Raw genomic sequence first — 18,539 nt, forward strand, 5'->3', positions numbered from 1 at the left:
CACTTCTACCCCAACGGTGGGGCTGGACCGGCTGATGCGACAGGTCCGGTCCCTGCTGCGGTCCCACTGGCTGCCCAAGCCCAGTCACCTGTGGCTGTCCACCCGGACCCGGACGGCCTCGCTGGGCTTCACCACCGGTCCGGCCGCCGACCGGCTGACCGCGGTCCTGTTGTGGTCGATGCGCCTGGACGGGGTCACCATCACCTGGAAGCACACCATTCCCGGTGAGCTGACGGTGACCATGACCGGCCGCACTTCCTCCGGTATCGCCATCAACACCGGCACCACGGCCGGCGTGGCCGAACTCGGCGGACGGCTGCGCAACCGGACCGTGGCCGAGGTTGCCCGCTCCTTCCGGCTGGACCTCGACGCCGCCGAGACTCTCACCGTGGAAGAGCTGTGCAAGCTCATCCGGGCCGCCCGCGACACCGGGACCGGCCGCGGCATGAACGGTGCGGCGGCATGAACGGCCAGGCACAATCGAGCGGCTACCACTTCGGCTACAAGATGCTCATGCTGGCGCTGTTCGCCGGTGGCCGCCCGCCGGACTGGCGCGAAGACGCCGCCTGCCGCGGAGTCCCGCCGGAAACCTTCGTCTCGGTGCAGAACATGGCCAAGGCCAAGGAGTTGTGTGCGGGCTGTCCGGTGCTGGCGGCCTGCCGCGCCGATCAGCTCGCCTGGGAGAAACGCAACTCCCCCACCCGAAGCCACCCCGTCGGCGTGGTCGGCGGATTGACCGGGGCCGAACGCCGGGACGTGCACTACCCGCCCGCCGAACCGCCCCCGCCTACAGCCCGGTTGGCGCTCTGGTTGAGGGGGACGGGCTGATGCGACCGCTTCTCTTGCTCCCGCTGAGCCTGCGGGCGCTGGGCTGGCTGCTCGTGGCCCTGCTGGTGCTGGTGGCCTCGGTCGCCGGGATGTACTTCGCCTTCGGCCCCTCCACCGCGGTGGTCATGGGCCTGCTGGTCTCCTTCGTCCTCTACGCCGTCTCCAAAGCCGTCCGATGCTGACCCCACCGTCCACACACGACCCAGGGAGGTGAATCCTCTTGTCTGCCAACGAATCCGACCAGCCCGCCCGGCGCTGGTGGCGGCGCGACGGCCCGGCCGGACAGACCCGGCGGGTCCGGCGGCTCCATGCCCAGCTCACCGAATCCCATGAGCTGCACGGGCTGAGCAGCGATCCGCAACTCAACGCGGTCAAGATCGAACGGCTACGGGTCTCCATCACCCGCTGCATGTGGTTCTTCCTCGCCCTCGGCCTGGGATTCACCACCACCGGCGTGCACGCCTTCCTGGCCGGAAACCTCACCCCGGCCGACCCGCTGTGGTGGGGCGCGTGGCTGGCCGAACCCGGGCTAGCCGGAATTCTGGTCACTGTGCTGCGCTGGGAAGCCGAAATGCTCTCCCGCGGCGTGAAGGTGGCCGCCAAGGCGGTCTCGCGGCTGAAACGGCTGCTGCTGGGCGCGACGCTGGTCATGAACGTCTGGTCAGCACTGTTTCCCGCCAACGGCAAGCTCAGCCACGGCATGCTGGTGCTGCACATCGTCATCCCGGCCGTGGTCTACCTGGTGGCCGAAGTCATGCCGGTCATCCAGCAGACCTGCGCCACCGCCCGTGCCCTCGCCGCACCGGCACCGGCGGCACCAGCAGTCACCCCGGCCACCGCTGTGTCACTGGCCCCGGCGTCCCCCGGGTGGAGACAGGCCAGAACGAGCCTGCGTCTGCCGGATCCGATGCTCGCCGCGCTGGCAGCCAAGGAAGCCGAGGTGGCCTCCGCCCAACGGGCACTGACCGCCGACGACATCCAGGACGCGCTGAGAGTGTCCCCCGAGTACGCCGTGCGCATCCTTAGCCTGATCACCCCGGCCGGAGTCCCGGCTACCGCCTGAACCCCATCCACCGCAGGGCGCGACACCAGCAGTCGCGCCCTCTTCGTCGTGTGGCCACTGGTGCCGCGTTCTGCCTTCACACCACTGAAGGGATCCGCCGTGCACCTGGCACCTGATCTTGACGAACGCATGGCCGCCCGCGTCCAGGCCACCGACTGGGAACAGTGGCGTACCAAAGTCATCTCCACCGGCGGCTGTGCCCACCCGATCCACCTGGCGGGCCGCTGGAACGTCACCCACAACACCACCGGCGCCACCCTCGCCGAACGCGCCGGGCACATCCTCATCCCCTGCGGCACCCGCCGCGCCGCCCTGTGTGCCTCCTGCGCCGACCGCTACGCCGCCGACGCCTTCCACCTCATCCGCGCCGGACTGGCCGGAGACGCGGGCAAGGACATCCCCGCTGCGGTCGCCGACCGGCCCCGGGTGTTCACCACCCTGACCGCCCCCTCCTTCGGCCCGGTCCACACCTCCCGCACCACCCGCTCGGGCAAGACGATTCCCTGTCCCTGCGGCGGGTTCCACCACCCCGATGACCCCCGCCTCGGCACCGCGGTGGACCGGGACGCCTATGACTATGAGGCGGCGGTGCTGTGGAACAACCACGCGGGCAAGCTGTGGCACCGCTTCACCATCGCCTTGCGCCGCAAGCTCGCCATGGCCGCGGGCATCCCGGTGTCCCGCTTCGGCGAGCACGCCCGCCTGTCCTACGCCAAAGTCGCCGAATACCAGCGGCGCGGCCTGGTCCACTTCCACGCCGTGATCCGCCTGGACGGCCCCGGCGGTCCCGTTGACCCGGCCCCGGCCTGGGCCAGCGCCGAACTGCTCACGGACGCCATCACCGCCGCGGTGACCTCGGCCCGGGTGGAGACCTGCCGCCCGTGCGGGCGCGTGCTGCCGCTGGTCTGGGGCGCACAGCTGGACACCCGCACGATCCGGGCGAGCCAGGCCGGCGGTTTTGAGGACGGCGACGGCGAGATCAGCGAAGCCCGGCTTGCCGGGTATATCGCCAAGTACGCCACCAAGTCCACCGGCAGCACCGACACCGTGGACCGGCCGATCCACAGCGAACGCGCCATCGAACACCTGTCCGGGATCTCCCCGCACCACCGGCGGATGATCGAAACCGCCTGGGAGCTGGGCGGCAGCCCGATCTATGACGGGCTCAACCTGCGCCGCTGGGCGCACATGCTCGGCTTCCGCGGCCACTTCCTGACTAAGTCCCGCCGCTACTCCACCACCTTCAAGGACATCCGCGGCACCCAACGCCGCTACCGCACAACCGAGGCACTCTCCCAGCTCGGCGTCACCGAGGACGAAGTCACGGTGGTCAACCACTGGAACTTCCTCGCCGTGGGGCACCAGACCGAGGCCGAACGCGAACTAGCCGCAGGCATCGCCGAGCGCATCAAAGCCAACCGACAAAAGGAAGGGGCGCGCCATGGATCACAGCCCGGTTGACCCTAGTGAATTGATGGATGTCCCTACCCTCTGCAAGCGGTTGGGAATCTCAAAAGACACGTTCTACAAGTGGCGTCAGATCCCGGGCGCAGCTCCAGAAGTTTGCAAGCTACCTAACGGCAAGCTCCGAATCATCGGGGCCGATTACCTGACCTGGCTCAACGGCCTTCGGAGTGATGTGGCATGAACGGAACCTACAAAGTCAACATCTGGGCCATTAAGGAGATCAAGGCCCAGCCTGGCCAGAAGAGACGCCCGAAGCCGTACGGGGTTCGCTGGATCACGGCGGGAGAGGAACACTCCGAGTGGTACAAGACAAAAAAGCTTGCGGACAATCGCCGATCAAAGCTTCTCGCGGCCGCCGAACGCGGCGAAGCGTTCGATACCGTGACCGGCCTACCTCAGTCTGAGCACCAGCAGCGAACAGCCCGGTCGCTACTGCAACTGACTCAGGAGTTCGTCGACTCAGAGTGGGACAACATTGCACCAAACACCCGTAAACGTAATGTCGATGCCTTGGCTATCCCGGTTGCCAATTTTGTCAGGTCCGCCAAGAATGCACCTGAACCGCGACTGCTCCGACGGACGCTGACGACGCTCCTTCTACCAAAGAACCAGCGAGAACGCCTCCGATCACCAGAAGAAGATGTGATCGCAAACTGGCTGGAGAAGAATTCCCGACCTGTCCGAGAACTGGCAGAGAAAGTGGAAGTCAGCAAGCTATTGCTTACCCTTGGGCGGAACTTGAACGGAAATCCCGCAACCGCTGGAACTAAGGCAACCCGACGCGCAATACTTTACCAACTGTTGAACTATGGGGTAGACGCCAAGGAACTTACAGTTAACCCAGTCAAGGGAAACAAGACCACTCTGGAGCAAGGGAGCAGGGAGGTTGACCCGCGGGTGGTTGTCAACCCTCGTCAGGCGGCGCAATTACTCTCAGCGGTGACCTACGTTGGCCAAGCGGGAAAGAATGACTACCTGTACGCCTTCTTCGCCGCTATGTACTACGGCGCATTTCGACCGTGTGAGGTGAATCGGATTCGGGACGATGACCTGACGTTACCATCACTGGTGTGGGATGAGGCGCGGGCCGAGTGGGTCGAACCCGGCCTGTGGGGCAAAGTCACTCTGGAAAAGTCGGCGTCCCGGGCGGTCGGCCGCTACACCGACTCGGGCGAACTCTGGGAGGAACGCAACTTGAAGAGGCGGGCCGAAGGTGAGGTGCGCGTGGTGCCGATCCCGCCACAGCTAGTACGGGTCCTTCGGGCACATCTGGCACGGTTTGGCACCACGCCGGACGGGCGACTGTTCCGGGGCAAGAAAAGCAGTGGGCCAGTCAACGCGTCCGTGTATACCAAGATCTGGAAACGAGCACGGAGCATCGCGCTACCTCCCGCACAGTACAAGTCGATGCTGGCGAAGGACCCCTACGATCTCCGCCATGCCGCCGTGTCGACACAGCTAGCCGCGGGGGTTCCGGTGGCCGACGTGGCCAACCGCGCGGGGCACTCGATCGAAGTCCTGATGCAGGTCTACTGGAAGATGCTGGACGGCCAGCAGTCGTCATCCAACGACAAGATCAGCGACTTCTACGGAGACTCCATGTGACCCGTTTAGGCAGGTAGACTGGAGGAAAGGCCCCCAGCGAGTGATCTTGCTGGGGGCCTTCGCTGTTCCGCGTATGTTCCGGAGACACCGGCAGAGAGCCGCAGTCAGTGGCAGTACCTGACAGCCCTGGACCGACCTACAGCGCTCTGTTTTCGCAGTTCAGAACGGGTTTGCGCCGTTTACCTGGGGCTTCACGAACTGGCCTCGCGGGCGCGCAGGTCCTTGCGCAGGATCTTTCCGCTGGCGGACTTGGGGATCGCGGTCAGGAACTCGACCACCCGGACCTTCTTGTGCGGGGCCACCTGCGCGGCCACGAAGGTCATCACCGCGGTCTCGTCCAGCTCCTCGGCGCCCGGCTGGCGCACCACGAACGCCTTGGGCACCTCCTCGCCCTCGGCGTCCCGCACGCCGATCACCGCGGCGTCGGCGATCCGCGGGTGGGTCAGCAGCAACGCCTCCAGCTCGGCAGGCGGCACCTGGTAGCCCTTGTACTTGATCAGCTCCTTCACTCTGTCCACAATGGACACCACGCCGTGCTCGTCGATCACCGCGACATCACCGGTGTGCAGGAAACCCTCATCGTCCACTGTGGACTTGGTGGCCTCCTCGTTGTTCAGGTAGCCCTTCATCACGTTGGGGCCCTGGCACCACAGTTCGCCGGGCTGACCGGGCAGCGACTCCTCCTCGGTGGCCGGGTCGACCAGCTTGCACACCATGTTCGGCAGGATCAGCCCGACCGTGCCCACGTTGATGTCCGGGCGGTCGCTCGGGATGGCGTGGCTGACCGGGCTCATCTCGGTCATGCCGTAGCCCTGCCGCACCGCCACCCCCAGCCGCTTGGCCACCGCGTTCGCCAGTTCGGCGTCCAGCGGCGCGGCGCCGGAGAAGAGCATCTTCATCGCGGACAGGTCGTACTCGTCGACCATGGGGTGCTTGGCCAGCGCGACCGCCACCGGCGGAGCGATGTAGACATAACTGGTCCGGTGCTCGGCGATGATCCGCAGGAACTCGGCCAGGTCGAACTTGGGCATGGTGACCACGGCCGCGCCCACCGCGAGCGCGTGGTTCATGGTCACCTGCATGCCGTAGATGTGGAAGAACGGCAGCACCGCCAGCACCCGGTCGTTCGAGTCGATGTGCACGACCTGCTTGAACTGCTCGATGTTGGCCACCAGGTTGCGGTGGGTCAGCATCACGCCCTTGGCCCGGCCGGTGGTGCCCGAGGAGTAGGGCAGCACGGCGAGGTCCTCCGCCGGGTCGAACTCGATCACCGGCGGCGCGGCCTCGGTGGCCAGCAGCCCGGCCAGCGCGGGATGGCCGTCCAGGCCGTCCAGGAAGATCACCTCGGCGATGCCCGCCGTCTTGGCCGCGGCCAGTGCCCGCTCGGCGAAGGCGGAGACGGTGAACAGCAGCTTCGCCCCGGCGTCGATGAGCTGATGGGCCAGCTCGTCGGCGGTGTAGAGCGCGTTCACCGTGGTGGCCACCGCGCCCGCGCGCAGCACCCCGTGGAATACCACCGCGTAGTAGGGCGTGTTCGGACTGAAGATGCCGACCACATCACCCTTGTTGATACCGCGGGCGGCGAGTCCGGCGGCGGCCTTGTCCACCAGCGCGGCCAGTTCGCCATAGCCCAGCGTTCGCCCGCTTGGCCCATCGATCAGCGCAGGTGCAGCAGCCTGTGCCGGGCTCAGCGCCCCGAACAGCAGCTCCGGCAGCGAGACGTCCGGAATCGCGACATCGGGGTACGGACTGCGAAATGCCATGGGTGTTCCCTCCAACGGCGGACGCCAATCGGGCGATCAATCGTGACTACGCTCACAGGCCCCAGTCAAGTTGCTGTCAACAGCGGCCGACCAGACATCATCCCGTTATCCCACCGAGCTAAGTACACTCGAATGGAGCAGTGGGCCAGGCTTGTGATTGCCACATCGAATCTGCCAAGTTGACATCACTCTTTCAGATCGGCTCCCACGCACTCCCCGATCTCGAGAGGGTGTCCATCGCGGTTCGTATCCCCCGTCGAACCGCGGCCCGCCCGGACCCAGGGCTCCCCCCGCCCGCAGTGGTCCGACGTAGCGGGAGCTTGTGGACGCGGGGCGGCTCGAGCTCGCGACTCCCCCTCTCTCCCGGGCCGCCCCGCGCGACACCCTTCAGCCCACCGGGTTCTCGGTGGCCACCGGCGCGGCCGGGGCGGCGGCATTCCGGCGGCGGCGCAGCAGCACGATCACCAGCGCGCCCGCGAGGCCCAGCACCACCAGGAACGGCAGCGAGGCGCCCAGCGCGATCAGCAGTCCGTTGACCGTGCCCAGGAAGGCCCGCCAGCCGGCGGCCAGCGCGTCCAGGAACCCGTCCCCGCTGGGTGCGGCGGCCTGGTCGGTGCGCACCAGGGACACCGACACGGTGGCCATGGCGACCTGCTTGGACATCGACTCCAGCCTGCGCTGCAAGGACTCCAGCTCGGCCTGCCGCTTGGTCAGCTCACCCTCGACCTGCACGATCTCGCTGACCGTGTTGGCCCGCTCCAGCAGCGCGCGCACCCGGTTCACGCTGGCCCGCTGCGATTCCAGCCTGCTCTTGGTGTCCACCAGCGCGTCGGTGACGTCCTGGGAGCGCTGCTCGCGCACGATGACCTTGCCGAGGTCGTCGAGCCGGTTGAGCACCTCGTCCAGCTTGTCCGCGGGCACCCGCACGGTCAGCGTGGCCCGCTGCTCGCGCGCGTTCTCCTCGCTGGCGAACCCGCCGGCCGCCTTGGCCTCTTCCTGGGCCTTGCGCACGGCCTCCTCGACCTTGGCCACGCTCAGCTCGATCCGCGCGGTCCTGATCAGCTGCCGGGCCTCCAGCGCGGCCGGTTCCGGGGCGCTGGCGCCCTTCTCGGTCGCCGCGCCCTTCTCCATCGGCGCCTTGGCGTCGCCGGGGCCGCCGCTGAAGCCCTGCTGGGCGGAGCCGCCTGCCGCGGGTTCGGCGACCCCGACCGCGGTGTTGGCCCGTTCACCCGCCCCCGAGCATCCGGCCACCAGCACCAGGCCCAGTGCGCCGAGGGCGAGCAATGATCGTCCTGCCATGTCGTCCGACCCCCATCGTCGTCTGCGATACAACGATCGGACGGAGTGCGGGGTGACGGCCGTTGCCCGGCCCCGGTCACGATCAGGACTCGGCGTGCACCGGACCCTCATGCGGGGAGGTCACCAGGTGCTTGAACGCCTGCAGGTTGGCCAGTGACTCGCCGCGGGAGACCCGCCAGTCCCACTCCCGCCGGATGGCCCCGGCGAAACCCAGTTCCAGCAACGTGTTGAAGTCCCCGTCGGCGGCTTCTAGGACCTGGCCGAGCACCCGGTCCAGCTCGTCCGCGGTGACCGCGTGCAGGCCGATCCGGCCGATCAGGTAGATGTCGCCTGCCGGGTCCACGGTGTAGTGCACGCCGTAGAGCCGGGCGTTGCGGCGCAACAGGAACCGGTACACCTGCTCGTGGCCCTCGTCCGGGCGGCGGCAGACGAACGCCTCCACCAGCAGCGACTGGCGGCCCAGGATCAGCCACAGGTTGGTCTGGAGTTTCTGCACCCCGGGCAGGCTGACGAACCACCGGCCCTGCTCCCGCTTGGTGTACTTGAGTTCCTGACCGTCCAAAGTGGACTCGATCAACTGGTCCAGGCTCATACCGCGATCTCCAGGGTGGTGCGCAGCGCGGCGGCCGCCTGGCCGTACACCGCGAGCAGCCGCTCGGCGGTGTGGTCCCAGGAGAACGCCGCGGCGTGCGCGGGGGCGGCGGCGGCGAACTCCCGCCACCGGGTGGGCTCCAGTGCCAGGTACCCCAGCGCGTCCGCCCAGGAACCCGCGCGGTGGTCCGGGACCAGCAGTCCGGAGACCCCGTCGGCCACCGCGACCGGCAGCCCGCCGACCGCGGCGGCGACCACCGGGGTGCCACAGGCCTGCGCCTCCAGCGCGACCAGGCCGAAGGACTCGGAGTGACTGGGCACCGCGACCACGTCGGCGGCCCGGTACACCGTGGCCAGCGCGGCGCCCGGCCGCGGCGGCAGGAAGCGGACCAGTTCGGCGATGCCCAGCCGGGCGGCCAGCTCGTGCAGCACGGTCGGCTGCTCCAGTCCGGTGCCGGAGGGCCCGCCGACGATCAGCACCACCAGCCGGGCCCGCAGCCCGGGATCGCGGTCGATCATTTCGGCGGCGGCGTGCAGCAGCACGTCCGGCGCCTTGAGCGGCTGGATCCGGCCGACGAAGGCGAGCACCACGGCATCGGGGGCCAGGCCCAGCTCGGCCCGCGCGGCGGCCCGGCCGTCGGGGGTGAAGCGCTCCAGGTCGACCCCTGGCGGCACCACGGCCACCTGGTCCGGCCTGGCCTGATACAGCCCGGTCAGCTCCTGTGCCTCGACCTCGGTGTTGACCACCAGCTTGTCCGCCTCGGCCACCACCTGCTCTTCGCCGATCACCCGGACCTGCGGTTCCGGGGTGTCCCCCGCGGCCAGCGCGAGGTTCTTGACCTTGGCCAGGGTGTGCGCGGTGTGCACCAGCGGCACCCCCCAGCGGTCCCTGGCCAGCCAGCCGACGTGCCCGGAGAGCCAGTAGTGCGAGTGCACCACGTCGTAGTAGCCGGGCGCGTGGCTGGCCTCGGTGCGCAGCACGCCCGCGCTGAACGCGCAGAGCTGGGCGGGCAGGTCGTTCTTGGCCAGCCCCTCGTACGGCCCGGCGGGCACGTGCCGCACGGTCACCCCTGGCGCGAGTTCGACCGTGGGCGGCAGCTCGGAGGAGGTGGCCCTGGTGAAGACCTCGACGGCGGTGCCGCGCTGGGCCAGCCGGACCGCGGTCTGGGCGATGTAGACGTTCATCCCACCGGCGTCGCCGGTGCCTGGCTGCTCAAGTGGGGAAGTGTGCAGGGACAGCACGGCGACTCTGCCCGCGCGACCGATGCCTCTACGTCTCACAACCCCATTTTGCCGTGCTCCACGTGGCAGCGCGTCAGGAAGTGGGCCAGCTCAACGTCGAAGTCGGCCGGACGCTCCAGGAACGGGGCGTGCCCGCAGCCCGGGTACCAGCTGGCCGCCGCGCCGGGCACGGTGTCCGCGGCGTAGCGACCGGCCACCGGCAGCACCACCTCATCGGAGTCCCCGTGCAGCACCAGGGTGGGCACGGTCACCGCGGTCAGCGCCTCGGCACTGCCGATGTCCCGCTTGAACACGGCCTTGCGCACCGCGGCCGGGGTGGCCAGCGCGGTGCCGAGCTGCCGGTCCTGCTCGTCCTGACTCATCGGCACGGCGGTGCCGCTCGCGATGAACTCGCGCAGCGCGGGCCGGGCCACCTCGTCATCCGGGGAGAGCATCTCGCGCAGCCCGGTGGTCATGACCGGGCCGGTGGCGCCGCCCGGCCGGTCCGGGCCGATCTCGGTGACCGCGCCGACCAGCACGATCCCGGCCAGCGCGGCGTCGCCGCACACCCGCAGGTAGTCCGCGATCACCAGCCCGCCGTAGGACCAGCCGAGCACCACCGCCGGTCCGCTGGCGTGTTCGAGCACCGCGGCCAGGTCCCCTGCCCAGGCCGCCGGGTCGTCGTAGCCGCCATCGGGCACCGCGGAGTCGCCGTGGCCGCGCAGGTCCGGCGCGAGCAGCCGGTACCGCTCGGTCAGGCCGGGGTCGGCCAGCAGCCGCCGCCACACCGCCGAACTCTGCGCCCAGCCATGCAGCAGCACCAGCGCCGGCGCGCCCACCGGCCCGGCGGTGCGCAGCGCGAGCCGCGTGCCGCCGTGGCCGGTGATCGTGGTGGTCACCTCAGCGCCGACTTCGACAGCCAGGTCGGCCAGTCGATCCGCCAGTCGTAGGTGTCCGACACCGCGCCCTTGGTGCCTGCCGAGCCGGAGATGATCACCGGGTCGCCGATCAGCGCGCTGTCGAAGTACCGCTTCGCGTCCGCCTCGCTCAGGTTGATGCAGCCGTGCGAGGTGTTGCGCTTGCCCAGGTTGCCCGCGTTGTCCTGGTTCTCGTGGATGAACTCACCGCTGTTGGCGATGCGCACCGCCCACTTCTTGGTGACGTCGTACTTGTACTTCTCGTTGACCATGCGCTCGGTGGCGTTGCGCTCGGAGACCATGTAGATCCCGTTCGCGGTGCGCAGGTCCGGCTTGCTCTCATCGCCGAGGCTGGCGGGCAGGTTCATCAGCTCCCGGCCGTCCCGCTTCACGATCATGCGCTTGGTGGCCACGCTGGCCTCGACGATCTGCGCCCGGCCGATGGTGAACTTGGTGCTCAGGCTGGCCCGGCCGAAGACGTTCTTGCCATAGGGCACCGCGAACAGGTCCGCGGTCACCTTGACCTGGGTGTTGGCCGGCCAGAACTCCTTGGGCCGGTAGTGCACTTCCTTGGGGTTGAGCCAGGCCCAGGCCCCCTCCACCGGCACCGAGGTCTCCACCTTGAGCGCCTTCTCCACCGCGGCCCGGTCCTGCGGGGCCTCGTCGAACTCGACCTTGACCGGCATCGCGATGCCCACGGTGGCGTTGTCCACCGGGTTGATCGTGGCCCGCATCAGCTTGCCCGCGGCCTGGGTGGCGAAGCCGCCCTTGATCTCGACCTTCTTGCCGTCGGTGCCGGTGGCCGAGCCGCCGAGGGTGTAGCTCTTGCCGAATTCGAGCGCCTTGTCCGGCGCCCAGGTCTTCTTGTCCGCGGCGATCTTGCCAGCGACCGCCTTGCCGTCCGCGGTCAGCGTCACCTCATCCAGCGAGCCCTCGGCGACCGAGACCTTGACCGGCGCGCGCGGGCTGAGGTCCTTGGCGCCGTCCCCCGGCTCCACGCTGACCTTGGCGACCGGTGGCGCGTCGGCCTTGCTGGTGCCGCCGCCATCCCCGCCCGCACCGCCGGTACAGGCGGAAAGCAGCAGCGCACCAGCGGTGAACAACCCCATCAAGCCGAGCAGGGACCGTCCCCGTCCCCGTCGTTGAGCAACCACAGTCGACCTCCACGCATCCGGCACCCCGTCAAGGGTGCCCTCATCTCCAGGACGCCCCATGCCCGTAAGGGGGTGCCCCAAAGCGATGTGTCACTTCTCACATTGGGGTTGCGGCTGAACCGGATGATCAGGATGGGCCGTTCTAGGCCAGCACCACGTCGAGTTCGTCGAGCACCCGGGTGATCGGGTTGGCGAAGCCGCTGCCGCCGCCCAGGGTGCCCGCGCAGTGCAGGCCCACCACCTGGTTGTCCGGGTCCACCAGCACCGCGCCGGAGTCGCCGCGGTCGCCGAAGATCCCCTCGGCCGCGGTGACCCTGATCTGGTCCCGCAGCCGCCGTCTGCCCAGGCTGTCGCCGTAGTCCAGGCAGAGCGTGACGTCGGTGGAGACCACCACGCCCTGGGTCAGCCCGGTGGTCCGGCCGCGTTTGCGCACCAGGCTGCCCAGCAGCGCGGGCGCGCAGCCGCCCGGCCTGCCCAGCTGGGCGATCTCCCGCCGCCACGGGCGGTCCGGGGTCAGCGCGATCAGCGCCGCGTCCACGCAACCGGACAGCGCCGAACTGGCCAGGCTGCCCACGATGTCGGCCGGGCAGCGGCCGCCGTCGACCCGGGACGGGTGGGTCATCGCATCGCCCACCGCCCAGGCGTCGTCCACGCAGGCGATGTGGAAGTTGGTCAGGCCGAACACCCGCCGCCGGTCCGCGCGGGCGGCCACCAGCAGGCCCAGGGTGCCCACGGTGACGTACTCGCCTGCCTCGGGGGCCTGCGGCGGGACCATCTGGATGGACCGGCACGGGCCGACGCTGATCCCGCCGACCAGCGCCGGGTAGGACTCGCCGGAGCGCTCCGGGGCGGCGTCGGCGCGCAGCAGCGCGGGGTGCAGCAGGACGTCCTCCTCGATGACGTCCACCGGCACCCCGTCGATCTCGGCAGGCAGCAACTGGCCGTGCGCCACCGTGCGCGCGGGCCTTTTCACCCGCACCGACACCACGATGGCCGGCCGGCCGGTGCGCAGGCCACCCGTGGTCTGCGCGCCGATGTCCACCGCGACGACTCCGGGCAGGTCGAGCAGGGTGTCCTCGTGTCGCCGCTTCACCGGCCGGATCGCCGCCCTGCGCCTGTTGTCCTCCGCGCTGGTCATGCGAACTCCTCGATCCGGTACTTCACCGTCCATGAAACACTCGGGGTGAGGAGCCCGTCACTTGGCGTCACTCGTTTGGCCGGTTGCCCAGCTCACACGAGTTTTGTTCCCGCAGGTCACGGAGACCTGCTTGCCAGGTCGACCTGTCAGAGCGCGCAGCCGACGAAGACCGGTTCCGGGTGCAGATCGACCTCGAACGCGCCGCGCACGCCGTCGCGCACCTCGCGGGCCAGCGTCAGCAGGTCCTCGGTGTCGGCCTTGCCGCGGTTGGTCAGCGCCAGGGTGTGCTTGTGCGAGAGCGAGACCCGGCCGTCGGCGGCCTCGTGCCCGCGCAGGAACCCGGCCCGCTCGATCAGCCAGGCCGCGGACAGCTTCACCCGGCCCGCGCCGCCCGGGTAGCGCGGCACCTTGATCTCCGGGCCGAGCCGGGCGTGGATCAGCGAGAGCACCCTGGGCAGGTCGGCCTCGGCCACGATCGGATTGGTGAAGAAGGAGCCGGCGCTCCAGGTGTCGTGGTCGTCAGGGTCCAGCACCATGCCCTTGCCGGTGCGCAGCGCGAGCACCGCGTCCCGCACCTGGGCGGCGGGCACCCTGGCGCCCAGTTCCACGCCCAGGGTGTTGGCCAGTTCGGCGTAGCGGACCGGGGCGGACTGGCCGCCGGTGCGCAGTGCGAAGGAGACCCGCAGCACCACCGCGTTGTCGGTGCCCTTGAGCACGCTGGTGCGGTAGCCCAGGCCCAGTTCGGCGGTGCTGACCTGGCGCACCTGGCCGCTGCGCCGGTCCAGCAGGTCCACCGAGAGCAGCAGGTCGGCCACCTCGACGCCGTAGGCGCCCACGTTCTGCACCGGGGTCGCGCCGACCAGGCCGGGGATGCCGGAGAGCGCCTCCAGGCCGCCGAGGTCGTTGGCCACCGCGTCGGCGACCACGTCGTCCCAGTTCTCGCCGGCCTCCACGGTCAGCCGGACCAGGCCGTCACCGAGCGGGTCGTGCCCTCGGCCGCGGGTGGCGACGCGCACCACGGTGCCCTCGAAGCCCGCGTCGCCGATGACCAGGTTGGACCCCCCGCCCAGCACGAGCAGGGGTTCACCCGCCTGGTCGGCGGTCCGGACGGCCTCGATGACCTCGGTGGATTTCGTCGCTTCCAGGAACACCGAGGCCGGGCCGCCAAGGCGCAGGGTGGTGTAGCCAGCCAACGGCACGGGTGTGGTCACGACGTTCAACGGTAGCGTGACACCCCGTGGCAACCAGCACCGAGACCTCGCACGGCTACTCCTTCCCCGCCGCACGGGTGGCCGCGACCATGGTCGACGAGACCTATCTGCGCGACCGGCTGGCCGCGGTGGGCGGCCCGAAGGGCGAGTTGATCTCGCTCGCCGCCACTGGCGCCGAGACCGTGCTCAAGCTGCGCCAGGGCATCCCGGCGGACAAGCTGCCCTCCTTCGTGCGCACCCTGATCCCCGGCGACCTGGTGATCGAGCGGGTGGAGACCTGGCGGCCCAGCGGCGAGGGCGCCACCGCCTCGGTGCACGCCACCGTGCCCGGCGCGCCGGCGACCATCGAGTGCTCGATCGCGATCAGCGCCGCGGGTCAGGGCTGCCGGGTGGCCGGGCGGTTGCAGGTGTCGGTCTCGCTGCCCTTCGTCGGCGGCAAGGTGGAGCGGGCGGTCATCGAGCAGGTGGCCAGGCTGCTGGACACCGAGCACGAGTTCACCCAGCGCTGGCTGTCCGAACGCTCGTGAACCAGGTCCGCAAACGGGCGCCGCGCTACGCCGCGGGCCGGGCGCGCACGCTCGGCCTGCCCACCAGGGGCACCACCAACCCGAACCGGCTGCGCAAGGTGGACCGGTGGATCGCGAGCACCCCGCTCACCGCGGACGCCCTGCGCGCCGCGGCGGATCCGCTGGTCATCGACCTGGGCTACGGGTCATCGCCGATCACCGCGGTGGAGCTGGCCGACCGGCTGGGCGGGCTGCGGCCGGATCTGCGGGTGCTCGGCCTGGAGATCGACCAGGAGCGGGTGGACGCGGCCAAACCGGCCGAGCGGCCGGGGCTGGAGTTCCGCCGCGGCGGGTTCGAGCTGGCCGGGCGGCGGCCGGCGCTGGTGCGCGCGTTCAACGTGCTGCGCCAGTACGAGGAGGCCGCGGCCGCGGAGGCGTGGGCCACCATGCAGTCCCGGCTGGCCCCCGGCGGGCTGCTGGTGGAGGGCACCTGCGATGAGATCGGCCGCCGCTGCTGCTGGGTCACCCTGGACGCCGACCGCCCGCTGACCTTCACCCTGGCCTGCCTGCCCTCGGACCTGGAGCAGCCCTCCGACCTGGCCGAACGGCTGCCCAAATCGCTGATCCACCACAACGTGCCCGGTGAGCGGGTGCACGCGCTGCTGGCCGAGCTGGACGCCTGCTGGGCCAGCGCGGCCCCGTTCGCGCCCTACGGCCCGAGAGCCCGCTGGGTGGAGGCGGTGCGGTTGCTCGCCGAACGGGACTGGCCGGTGCTCGATCGCCGGAACCGGTGGCGGCTGGGCGAGGTCACGCTCAATGCGGACGCGGTCTACGGCCCGCGTCCGTAGGCTCTGTGTGGTGGAGCACACCGACTTCCTCGAGCAGATCCGAGTTCATTCCGAGGCCATGCGGGCAGCCGCGCTCAAGGCAGGTCCGGCGGCGCAGGTCCCGACCTGTCCGGAGTGGACCGTGCACAAGCTGGTCGCGCACCAGGCCCGCGCGCAGGCCTGGGCGGCGGACAACCTGACCGCGGGGATCGTGGACGTGCGGCCGGAGTTCCCGCCCGCGCCACAGGACTGGGCCGAACTGCACGCCTGGTGGTTGGCCGAGCAGGAACGGCTGATCGGCCTGCTCGCCGACAAGGGCCGCACGGCGCCCGCCTGGGCCTTCGGCATGTCCCTGCCCGAGCCCGGCGCGATGTGGGCCAGGCGGATGGCGCACGAGGTGGCCATCCACCGGCTGGACGCCGAGCACGCGCTGCACGAGGTGGCCGGTGGCGTGGACCCGGCCAGGGAGCTGCGGTTCGAGCCCCGCTTCGCCGCGGACGGCATCGAGGAGGCGCTGGTCATGGCGCTGCTGTTCCGCAAGCACGAGGAGCGCACCGAGCAGGGCACCATCCTCTTCCACGCCGCCGACGCCGGTCTGGCCATGGTGCTCACCCTGATCCCCGGTCAGCGCGCCGAGGTGGGACCGGTGCAGGGCAGTGGCATCGACACCGACACGGTGGTCGCGGGCACCGCGGACGCGATCTACCGGCGGCTGTGGAACCGGCCGAACACCGCCGTGGTGACCGGGAACTCTGAGTTGCTCGACCAGCTGGGCACCCCCTGACCAGGTGAACGCGGCCGCGAAGGGCAGACTGACCAGCCATGTCCGCCCGTGAACGACGCTATGTGATCACCCTGGGCTGCCCGGACCGCACCGGCATCGTGGCCCGGATCTCCACCTTCCTCGCCGAGCAGGGCGGCTGGATCGTGGAAGCGGCCTACCACACCGACACCGACACCAACTGGTTCTTCACCCGCCAGGAAGTGCGTGCGGACTCGCTGCCCTTCGACGTGGCCGAGCTGCGGCACCGCTTCGCCGCGGTGGCCAGGGAACTGGGTGTGCAGAGCGACTGGCGGGTCACCGACACCGGCCAGAAGCGCCGGGTGGTGATCCTGGTGTCCAAGGCCGGGCACTGCCTCTACGACATCCTGGGCCGGGTGGCCTCCGGCGAGCTGAACGTGGACGTGCGCGCGGTGATCGGCAACCACGCCGACCTGGCCGGGATCACCCGGGCGCACGGCATCCCGTTCCACCACGTGCCGTTCCCGGTGGCGGGCAAGGATCCCGAGGGCAAGCAGGCGGCCTTCGCCCAGATCCGCCAGCTGGTGGACTCCCAGCGCCCGGACGCGGTGGTGCTGGCCCGGTTCATGCAGGTGCTGCCGCACGAGCTGTGCGCGGCCTGGTCCGGCAAGGCGCTCAACATCCACCACAGCTTCCTGCCCTCGTTCATGGGCGCCCGCCCGTACCACCAGGCCTATGCCCGCGGCGTGAAACTGGTCGGCGCGACGTGTCATTACGTCACCGCGGACCTGGACGCCGGGCCGATCATCGAGCAGGAGGTGGGCCGGGTGGACCACACCGACTCGGTGGCCGACATGGTGCGCAAGGGCACCGACATCGAGAAGGTGGTGCTGGCCAGGGGACTGCGCTGGCATGTGGAGGACCGGGTGCTGGTGCACGGCAACAGAACTGTGGTTTTCCACTAGCCGGAGCCGCGCGGGCCTACCCTGGTCCGGGTGCGGATCGAGATCGGTGAGCTGGAAGCGCTGCGGGAGCACCGGGCAGCCGGGCGGGACCTGCGGCACACGGTGCTGGTCGGGCTGGACCTGACCGGCGCGGCGGAGAACGAGTTGCTGCGCACCAGCCTGGACGGCGCCCTGCTGCTGGGCTGCCGGCTCGCCCCCGCGGCCCGCGACCGCGCCGAGGCCAGCGGCGCCCTGGTGTTCCCGGACATCCCGGAACTGCCCTACCGCGCCTACCGCTCCACGCTGTACACCGTCGCCGAGCTGTTCACCGGCCTGGACCCACGCCACCCGGAGACCTACCGGGACACCCCCGACGCCCGCGTCTACCGGCACAGCAGGTCGATCGGCGGCACTACCGGCCACCACCCGGATCCCCTGCACGCCCTGGCCGAACGCCTGCACGACCACGCCATCACCGAGGCCCTGGAAGACCTGCTGGCCGCCTGCGCGGTGGCCGGCCGGGCCAACCCGGTCGCGGTGATGGGCGGCCACGCCTTCCGCCGGGACAGCCCCGAGTACCGCCAGGCCGCCGAACTGGGCCGCGCCATCGGCCGCAGCCCCGCCAGGTTCACCGTGCTCACCGGCGGCGGCCCCGGCGCCATGGAAGCCATCCCACTGGGCGTACGACTGTCCACAATGGACGACGACCAACTCACCAAAGCCCTGTCAGAACTGGCCGCCGCCCCCGCCTTCCACGCCACCGACTCGTCCACAGTGGACGACGCCACCATCGGTCGCTGGGTGCACGCCGGCCTGTCCCTCGACCTGCCGGAACCGGAATCCCTGCCCCGCACCATCGGCATCCCGACCTGGTTCTACGGCCACGAACCGCCCAACCCCCTGTGCGAACTGCACGCCAAGTACTTCGCCAACTCCGTCCGCGAGGACGGCCTGCTCACCGTGGCCACCGGCGGCGTCCTGTACACCCCAGGCCGCGCGGGCACCGTCCAGGAGATCTTCCAGGACCTGACCCAGAACTACTACGAGAGCGTCGGCCCCGCCGCGCCGATGGTGTTCCTGGGCAAGCGATTCTGGACCGAGGAGATGCCGGTGGCCGACCTGCTGCACCGGTTGGCCAAGGGGCGGGCGGCGGAGCGGTGGATCCTGATCACGGACGATCCAGCGGAGGCGGTCGCGCTGCTGGAGGACTACGCGGGCAACTGACCGTTTCGGTCGCGTCACGATACGGCCAACCGGACTAAC

Annotated in this window: 19 protein-coding genes; 11 read left to right on the top strand and 8 right to left on the bottom strand. The window is 70.1% G+C overall.

From position 1 onward, the window contains the following. Positions 1-34: 34 nt before the first annotated feature. From ACTOWY_RS09465 to ACTOWY_RS09490, 6 genes are all read left to right on the top strand, one after another. Positions 35-466: a hypothetical protein gene (locus ACTOWY_RS09465; protein ID WP_441309224.1), complete on the top strand. Its 432-nt coding sequence runs from the start codon at positions 35-37 to the stop codon at positions 464-466. Then, positions 463-828, top strand: coding sequence for a WhiB family transcriptional regulator (locus tag ACTOWY_RS09470; RefSeq protein ID WP_441309225.1), 366 nt, complete (start codon positions 463-465; stop codon positions 826-828). Before ACTOWY_RS09465 ends, ACTOWY_RS09470 begins: the two co-directional genes overlap by 4 nt. Then, positions 828-1,010 (top strand): hypothetical protein, encoded by a 183-nt coding sequence (locus ACTOWY_RS09475; protein WP_441309226.1) that lies wholly within the window; start codon positions 828-830, stop codon positions 1,008-1,010. Before ACTOWY_RS09470 ends, ACTOWY_RS09475 begins: the two co-directional genes overlap by 1 nt. A gap of 38 nt (positions 1,011-1,048) precedes the next feature. Further along, positions 1,049-1,891, top strand: coding sequence for a hypothetical protein (locus ACTOWY_RS09480; protein ID WP_441309227.1), 843 nt, complete (start codon positions 1,049-1,051; stop codon positions 1,889-1,891). 99 nt (positions 1,892-1,990) lie between these two features. Beyond that, a complete protein-coding gene (locus ACTOWY_RS09485; protein WP_441309228.1) occupies positions 1,991-3,352 on the top strand; it encodes a replication initiator in 1,362 nt (453 codons plus the stop codon). Between the two features lie 183 nt (positions 3,353-3,535). Then, positions 3,536-4,963, top strand: a complete 1,428-nt coding sequence (locus ACTOWY_RS09490) for a tyrosine-type recombinase/integrase (RefSeq protein WP_441309229.1) — start codon at positions 3,536-3,538, stop codon at positions 4,961-4,963. A gap of 191 nt (positions 4,964-5,154) precedes the next feature. Here ACTOWY_RS09490 and ACTOWY_RS09495 read toward each other — a convergent pair whose 3' ends face one another. The 8 genes from ACTOWY_RS09495 to ACTOWY_RS09530 form a co-directional block, all read right to left on the bottom strand. Continuing rightward, positions 5,155-6,726 carry an AMP-binding protein gene (locus ACTOWY_RS09495; RefSeq protein WP_441309230.1) on the bottom strand — a complete coding sequence of 524 codons (1,572 nt, stop codon included), beginning with the start codon at positions 6,724-6,726 and terminating at the stop codon, positions 5,155-5,157. A gap of 387 nt (positions 6,727-7,113) precedes the next feature. Beyond that, the gene (locus ACTOWY_RS09500; RefSeq protein ID WP_441309231.1) at positions 7,114-8,025 is read right to left on the bottom strand and encodes a DUF4349 domain-containing protein; all 912 of its coding nucleotides are present in this window, start codon (positions 8,023-8,025) and stop codon (positions 7,114-7,116) included. An 82-nt stretch (positions 8,026-8,107) separates the two neighbouring features. After that, positions 8,108-8,617 carry a YbjN domain-containing protein gene (locus ACTOWY_RS09505; protein ID WP_441309232.1) on the bottom strand — a complete coding sequence of 170 codons (510 nt, stop codon included), beginning with the start codon at positions 8,615-8,617 and terminating at the stop codon, positions 8,108-8,110. Then, positions 8,614-9,897 carry a D-inositol-3-phosphate glycosyltransferase gene (mshA, locus tag ACTOWY_RS09510; RefSeq protein ID WP_441309233.1) on the bottom strand — a complete coding sequence of 428 codons (1,284 nt, stop codon included), beginning with the start codon at positions 9,895-9,897 and terminating at the stop codon, positions 8,614-8,616. Before mshA ends, ACTOWY_RS09505 begins: the two co-directional genes overlap by 4 nt. Further along, positions 9,894-10,736 (bottom strand): alpha/beta fold hydrolase, encoded by an 843-nt coding sequence (locus ACTOWY_RS09515; RefSeq protein ID WP_441309234.1) that lies wholly within the window; start codon positions 10,734-10,736, stop codon positions 9,894-9,896. The genes mshA and ACTOWY_RS09515 overlap by 4 nt, the downstream gene beginning before the upstream one ends. Next, complete coding sequence (locus ACTOWY_RS09520; protein WP_441309235.1) at positions 10,733-11,863, bottom strand: L,D-transpeptidase; 1,131 nt, start codon at positions 11,861-11,863, stop codon at positions 10,733-10,735. The genes ACTOWY_RS09515 and ACTOWY_RS09520 overlap by 4 nt, the downstream gene beginning before the upstream one ends. A 187-nt stretch (positions 11,864-12,050) precedes the next feature. After that, the gene (locus ACTOWY_RS09525) at positions 12,051-13,046 is read right to left on the bottom strand and encodes a hypothetical protein (protein ID WP_441309236.1); all 996 of its coding nucleotides are present in this window, start codon (positions 13,044-13,046) and stop codon (positions 12,051-12,053) included. A 146-nt stretch (positions 13,047-13,192) separates the two neighbouring features. After that, a complete protein-coding gene (locus tag ACTOWY_RS09530; protein ID WP_441309237.1) occupies positions 13,193-14,266 on the bottom strand; it encodes a UDP-N-acetylmuramate dehydrogenase in 1,074 nt (357 codons plus the stop codon). A 17-nt stretch (positions 14,267-14,283) separates the two neighbouring features. Between ACTOWY_RS09530 and ACTOWY_RS09535 the strand changes: the two genes are divergently transcribed. Genes ACTOWY_RS09535 through ACTOWY_RS09555 form a run of 5 tightly spaced genes read left to right on the top strand, consistent with a single transcriptional unit; the run spans position 14,284 to position 18,500 of the window. Beyond that, a complete protein-coding gene (locus tag ACTOWY_RS09535) occupies positions 14,284-14,784 on the top strand; it encodes a DUF2505 domain-containing protein (protein WP_441309238.1) in 501 nt (166 codons plus the stop codon). Beyond that, positions 14,781-15,611 carry a class I SAM-dependent methyltransferase gene (locus tag ACTOWY_RS09540; protein WP_441309239.1) on the top strand — a complete coding sequence of 277 codons (831 nt, stop codon included), beginning with the start codon at positions 14,781-14,783 and terminating at the stop codon, positions 15,609-15,611. The genes ACTOWY_RS09535 and ACTOWY_RS09540 overlap by 4 nt, the downstream gene beginning before the upstream one ends. A 10-nt stretch (positions 15,612-15,621) precedes the next feature. Beyond that, positions 15,622-16,374, top strand: coding sequence for a maleylpyruvate isomerase N-terminal domain-containing protein (locus tag ACTOWY_RS09545; RefSeq protein ID WP_441309240.1), 753 nt, complete (start codon positions 15,622-15,624; stop codon positions 16,372-16,374). 38 nt (positions 16,375-16,412) lie between these two features. Next, positions 16,413-17,297: a formyltetrahydrofolate deformylase gene (gene purU / locus ACTOWY_RS09550; protein WP_441309241.1), complete on the top strand. Its 885-nt coding sequence runs from the start codon at positions 16,413-16,415 to the stop codon at positions 17,295-17,297. A gap of 30 nt (positions 17,298-17,327) precedes the next feature. Continuing rightward, positions 17,328-18,500, top strand: a complete 1,173-nt coding sequence (locus ACTOWY_RS09555) for an LOG family protein (protein ID WP_441309242.1) — start codon at positions 17,328-17,330, stop codon at positions 18,498-18,500. Positions 18,501-18,539: the final 39 nt, after the last annotated feature.

The sequence above is a fragment of the Crossiella sp. CA198 genome (assembly GCF_052078295.1).
In the GTDB taxonomy this organism is placed as follows: domain Bacteria; phylum Actinomycetota; class Actinomycetes; order Mycobacteriales; family Pseudonocardiaceae; genus Crossiella.

Excerpts from the sequence above, each read along its gene's own strand:
- ACTOWY_RS09465 (WP_441309224.1), top strand. The coding sequence starts at position 35 with ATGCGACAGGTCCGGTCCCTGCTGCGGTCCCACTGGCTGCCCAAGCCC.
- ACTOWY_RS09470 (WP_441309225.1), top strand. The coding sequence starts at position 463 with ATGAACGGCCAGGCACAATCGAGCGGCTACCACTTCGGCTACAAGATG.
- ACTOWY_RS09475 (WP_441309226.1), top strand. The coding sequence starts at position 828 with ATGCGACCGCTTCTCTTGCTCCCGCTGAGCCTGCGGGCGCTGGGCTGG.
- ACTOWY_RS09490 (WP_441309229.1), top strand. The coding sequence starts at position 3,536 with ATGAACGGAACCTACAAAGTCAACATCTGGGCCATTAAGGAGATCAAG.
- ACTOWY_RS09495 (WP_441309230.1), bottom strand. The coding sequence starts at position 6,726 with ATGGCATTTCGCAGTCCGTACCCCGATGTCGCGATTCCGGACGTCTCG.
- ACTOWY_RS09500 (WP_441309231.1), bottom strand. The coding sequence starts at position 8,025 with ATGGCAGGACGATCATTGCTCGCCCTCGGCGCACTGGGCCTGGTGCTG.
- ACTOWY_RS09505 (WP_441309232.1), bottom strand. The coding sequence starts at position 8,617 with ATGAGCCTGGACCAGTTGATCGAGTCCACTTTGGACGGTCAGGAACTC.
- ACTOWY_RS09520 (WP_441309235.1), bottom strand. The coding sequence starts at position 11,863 with ATGGGGTTGTTCACCGCTGGTGCGCTGCTGCTTTCCGCCTGTACCGGC.
- ACTOWY_RS09525 (WP_441309236.1), bottom strand. The coding sequence starts at position 13,046 with ATGACCAGCGCGGAGGACAACAGGCGCAGGGCGGCGATCCGGCCGGTG.
- purU (WP_441309241.1), top strand. The coding sequence starts at position 16,413 with ATGTCCGCCCGTGAACGACGCTATGTGATCACCCTGGGCTGCCCGGAC.